Consider the following 2100-nt stretch of genomic DNA (forward strand, 5'->3'; position numbering starts at 1 on the left):
GAAGTTAGATCAGGCTCTCCTGACAAAATGGGATAAACAGTTTCATTTACATGACCTCACTATCCAAGCCACCAATAGCCCATTGAAAAAAAACTATATCGCTAAAGATATTAAAGATATCGATGGGAATGTTATTGGCCATGCTACATGGAAGCCTCACCAGCCAGGAAAGCAGTATATCACTGAGATATTGCCTATTACGGGTGTCATCGTTTTGTGTGTGATTATTATCCTGATTGTATTTTCTACCTTCATGAATAAATACATCAGGCACATCAGGCTGGCTGCCCAGCAGCTCGAAAATAACCGGGATGAGTTACGGAAATTGGCTCATTATGATTCAGTCACTAACTTACCTAATCGGTTGTTAGGTATGGACAGGCTTGAACAGGCGATTCTGGCTTCATCACGCTATGACAGCTACACAGCATTATTGTTTATTGATCTTGATGGGTTTAAAGAGGTTAATGATACACAGGGACATGATGTCGGGGATCAATTGTTATATGAAATCGGTAAACGCTTGTTGTCTTGTGTAAGAGAAGGGATTGATACTGTTTCTCGTTTGGGTGGTGATGAATTTATCGTGACCCTCACACAGTTACAAAGTAAATCAGATGCCATCAATGTGGCTGAGGATATTCTGGCGTTAATTCAGAAAGAGTTATTTATTGGTGATGTGACCCTTGCCATCTCAGCCAGCATTGGTGTGGTTATCAGCCAGGGGAATAGTCTTGATGCCAAACAAATGATTAAAACTGCTGATATCGCGATGTATAAGGCTAAATTGGCTGGAAAAAATCAATTTGTCGTGTTTGAAGAGAATAAGCAAAGCTGAAACAGTGATAGAGTCTTAATTTAATAAACTAAAAAACATAATTGAAAAGAGGCCTTTTCAGTCACGTTTTAAAGACTGTCTTATTATGTGATAGTCATCATTTTTAATGACCCTGATGATCACAGCACCTACTCATGGGAAAGTAATGACGAATCAAAATAGTGCTCGCGTGGCATTAGTGACCGGCTCAACATCTGGTATAGGCAGAGCGATTGCTCAACGTTTGGCTGATGAAGGTTACACCGTGGCTATACACTCTAAAAATTCAGTTGACGAGGGGAAATTATTCGCCAGTCAGCTAAAGAAAGCCTCTTATTTTCAAGCTGATCTGGCAGACCAAAAGCAAACCAAAGGTTTAATAGAGGCCGTGCTGGCAGCGTTCGGCCGGTTGGACGTATTAGTTAATAATGCGGGTATCAATGCCATGATTCCGCATAAAGATCTGAAGCAAGCCGACGCCGATGTTTGGCGTGATTTATATGAAGTGAATGTTATAGCGCCTTGGGTGTTAATCGCTGAAGCAGAGTCTGCCTTGAGGGCTTCCGCTTCTGACGCTTGTCCTAGTTGTATTGTTAATATTAGTTCTCACGCGGGCGTCAGGCCAAAAGGGGCGTCGATTCCGTATGCTGCGTCAAAAGCGGCGTTAAATCACATGACAAAACTGCTCGCGCTAAATTTATCTCCGGCTATTCGAGTGAATGCTATTGCCCCTGGTTTAGTCGATACACCCATGACAGCGTCTTGGCTGGATGCACAGTCATTATGGAAAGAGAAGTCGCCTATGCAGCGAGGTGCCAGCCCAGAAGATATTGCGCATATAGCGGCTATGATCATTTCCAGCACCTACCTGACCGGCGAAATCGTGTTATGTGATGGTGGTTTGAATCTGACTTAGCTTGTTTTGGATGCAACAAGCACATAAACCAGTATAAAAATGCATCAAACTGAACTGATTCACAAGCCTGCCAATGCATGATTGAATAGCTAGGTTATCAATTAAGGAGAGATTAAGTGATTGTGATTTATGGTATCAAAGAAAAGCTGAATCCAATCAAGATGCAACTGTCGGATGTTATCCATTCTTGTATGCAATCGGTACTTGGTTTGCCTGAGGATAAACGAGCACATCGCTTTATTCCGATGGATAAAGAGGATTTCTTTTATCCCGGCGGCAGGAGTGATGACTATACCGTCATCGAAATACATATGATGTCAGGGCGAAAACCAGACACGCAGAAACAACTTATCAGGTCTTTATTTTG

General features: G+C 42.1%; 3 protein-coding genes. All 3 read left to right on the plus strand.

The window, feature by feature from the left end; genetic code table 11:
- A partial coding sequence (locus tag B4K20_RS05015; protein ID WP_289282098.1) for a GGDEF domain-containing protein occupies positions 1–838 on the plus strand: 838 nt, incomplete at its 5' end.
- Between the two features lie 145 nt (positions 839–983).
- Positions 984–1733 carry an SDR family NAD(P)-dependent oxidoreductase gene (locus tag B4K20_RS05020; RefSeq protein WP_289282099.1) on the plus strand — a complete coding sequence of 250 codons (750 nt, stop codon included), beginning with the start codon at positions 984–986 and terminating at the stop codon, positions 1731–1733.
- 116 nt (positions 1734–1849) lie between these two features.
- On the plus strand, positions 1850–2100 hold a 251-nt coding region (locus B4K20_RS05025; RefSeq protein ID WP_289282100.1), incomplete at its 3' end, for a tautomerase family protein.

This window comes from Methylophaga sp. UBA5088 (genome assembly GCF_002414625.1).
GTDB lineage: Bacteria > Pseudomonadota > Gammaproteobacteria > Nitrosococcales > Methylophagaceae > Methylophaga > Methylophaga marina.